At 61.6% G+C, this 2760-nt stretch carries 3 protein-coding genes; 1 reads left to right on the forward strand and 2 read right to left on the reverse strand.

All coding sequences use genetic code 11. The annotated features are described in order from the left end of the window. On the reverse strand, positions 1 to 659 hold a 659-nt coding region (locus H1Y01_RS10065), incomplete at its 3' end, for a DUF2252 family protein (protein WP_180540387.1). 7 nt (positions 660 to 666) lie between these two features. Further along, positions 667 to 1143, reverse strand: a complete 477-nt coding sequence (locus H1Y01_RS10070) for a SixA phosphatase family protein (protein ID WP_180540388.1) — start codon at positions 1141 to 1143, stop codon at positions 667 to 669. 32 nt (positions 1144 to 1175) lie between these two features. On the opposite strand from H1Y01_RS10070, the gene H1Y01_RS10075 reads away from it, so the two are divergent. Then, positions 1176 to 2732 carry a Ppx/GppA phosphatase family protein gene (locus H1Y01_RS10075; RefSeq protein ID WP_180540389.1) on the forward strand — a complete coding sequence of 519 codons (1557 nt, stop codon included), beginning with the start codon at positions 1176 to 1178 and terminating at the stop codon, positions 2730 to 2732. Positions 2733 to 2760 lie beyond the last annotated feature (28 nt).

A 2760-nucleotide genomic window follows, 5' to 3' on the forward strand; every position in this document is an offset into this window, starting at 1 on the left:
CGCTGCCGCCCCAGACTGCCTTCGCCCGCTTCGCGCAGAGCGATCCGGTCGACCTCGGCCCCGCACGGCAGCAGATGGTCCAAGCCGCGCAGCGCCGGCTTCGGCGCATCCATCGAGCAGTCCGGGATGGCCTCCATCTTGCCCCAGAAGGCGACCGGGTCGCGCAACACTCCGGTGACCGTATCGCGGAGCCACTTGTGATCCTCCGCCAGCACAAACGGTTTTCCACCCGACGTGAGGCCATCGCGATAGCCGGCCAGGAGGGCATCGCACGCGTCCGAGGGTTCAATCGCCATGTGCCCGTCCTGCGACGCCATATGCGCGCTGACCGCGAGGCGCACCAGGTCCACCGTATAGGGCAGCGGGTACACCTCATCGAAGTCGTTGCAACCCCAGATCAGCCGGCCTTCCGTGTCGCGCCACGTGCCGTAATTCTCCACGTGCAGGTCGCCCACGGCCAACACTTTCACGCCCTTCGCCGCATCGCCGGCGTGCTCCGGCCACAGCTGCATAAACCGGTAGAACGTCGCGCGCAGGAAGAGAAACACGGACTGCGCCATGTGCTGGTGCTTGTGCTCCAGATGCTCGGGAATCAGCGTGAGCCGGTCCGCCAGCCACTTCTCGTAGGAACTAGTCGCCTCGACGATATTCATGGGCATCGCTCTTTCATTGACAAAGTTTCGGGATGAGCATCCAGCGAAGCACGCCCCTCGGCTCCCCGCGCAAGGCATCGAATTCGATGGCGATCATCGCGCCCTTCTTCACTTCGACCCGCAAAGTAGGCGCATTCAGCAGATGACCGACCGTGTTGCTGAGCAGCGGCTCGTGGCTGGTACACATGAGTTCGCCAACATCCGGATTCGCGCGCACCTCATCCCAAACCTCGCGCGGGTTCGCGTGCGGTACCAGTGCGCGCGTCTCAATTGGCTCCGGGCCGTCCAACAGTTTCGCTGCGATCCGCGCCGTTTGCGCCGCCCGTTTGTAGGGGCTCGTGAGAATGCGATCCGGCTTGATTCCCGCCTTCGCGGCGCGATCGAACAGATCTTCCAATTTGCTCCGCCCCTCGTCGGTGAGCGCTCGCATCTCGTCGCCTTCGGCCGAATGTTCCACGGCGATGCCGTGACGAACGAGATACAAAATCATGTGACGAAAACCGGCTTCTATCATAACTGGATATGCCCCGCATCGCCGCGATCGACATCGGCAGTAACTCGGTACGCATGGAAATCGCCGAGATGGGCACGGGTCCGGCCAACGGACAGCCACCGCGCATCCTCGCGTCAGAGCGGCAGGTTACGCGATTGGGAACCAGCGTTTTCCGTGCGGGGCGGGTGAGCCAGGAAGCGCTGGATCTGATTAGCGGCGTGCTCGGCGGCATGGCCGCGCAATACCGGCGTTTGGAAGTCGACACCGTACGCGCCGTTGCGACCGCTGCCGTCCGCGACGCGAGCAATCAGCAGGAATTTCTGGCGCGGGCTTCGGCGGCGTTGGGCGCGAACGTCGAGGTCATCTCCGGCCAGGAGGAAGCGCGGTTGATCCACCTGGGCGTGCAGATGCGATGGCCGCAGCCGCGCAAACGGGTGCTGATGATCGACATCGGCGGCGGCAGCGCGGAGTTGATCCTCAGTAACGATCAGAAGATCGAGTTCGCGGTTTCGAAACAACTGGGCGCGATTCGTCTGAGTGAAGTGTTCTTGCGCGCCGACCCGCCGCGCGAACGCGACCTGCATCGTATGCAGGAATACATTGAAGAGCGCATTGGTTCCGCAGTGCGGCGGATCAATCGCACACTTGGCGGCCAGGCAATCGATCGCGTGATTGGGACTTCAGCAACCGCGTCGGCTGTGGTGTGCGCGATCAACAAGATTCCACGCCCGCGCCGTGACGAAGCGGATAAGATGCGTGCCGGAGCGCCGCAGATTCGCAAGCTATATACGGAGATCTCGCACGCGTCGCTCGCGGAGCGGCAGCGCGTCGTGGGTATTGGTCCGCGGCGCGCGGAGATTATAGTTCCAGGCTGCGGCGTGCTGCTGCATGCCTTGGAAGCGTTGCAACTGCCGGCCCTCTATTACTCGGCCGCCGGCGTTCGCGACGGAATCATAGCCGATATTGCCGAGCGGGGCGCTTATCATGAATCGGTCGAGTTATCCGCCGACCGCCGCGCCTCGGTGGAGGAACTAGCCGAGCACTATCACGTGCCGATCAAGCATGCGCGCCGCACGGGACGCATCGCCATCGAGTTATTCCAGGCCCTGTCGCTATTGCATCGATTGCCGCCGCCGTTTGCCGGGCTTGTGGAAGCCGCGGGTTACCTTCATGACATAGGACACTATATTTCCGATACACGGCATCACAAGCATTCCTATTACTTAGTAACTAACTCCGATATGCCCGGCTTCGATAACCGCGAGCGAGAGATCATCGCGAATCTATGCCGCTATCATCGTAAGGCGCCCCCTGCTCCCGAGCACCCGAACTGGCAGACTCTGGACTTAGAAGCGCGACGCGCCGTGACGTTACTTGCGCCTATTCTGCGCTTGGCTGACTCTATCGATCGAACTCGGGATCAACGCGTCGACCGATTAGTCTGCACGGTGCGCGATTCCGACGTGTTGATTGAGATGCACTCTACAAAAGATATTGACCTGGAAGTTTGGGCGACGGAGCGCAACGCCGAGTTCTTCCGGCAAGTCTACGGCAAGCCCATCACAGTAAAGGCAGTGGCGATATGACTCTTTCCGAGTATGTTCAGAAGCAAGT

This window comes from Nevskia soli, from assembly GCF_903970205.1.
Classification (GTDB): Bacteria; Acidobacteriota; Terriglobia; order Bryobacterales; family Bryobacteraceae; genus Bog-113.

What these genes read in the sequence shown, in the direction of transcription:
- H1Y01_RS10070 (WP_180540388.1), bottom strand. Translation starts at nt 1,143, where the DNA reads ATGATTTTGTATCTCGTTCGTCACGGCATCGCCGTGGAACATTCGGCC.
- H1Y01_RS10075 (WP_180540389.1), top strand. Translation starts at nt 1,176, where the DNA reads ATGCCCCGCATCGCCGCGATCGACATCGGCAGTAACTCGGTACGCATG.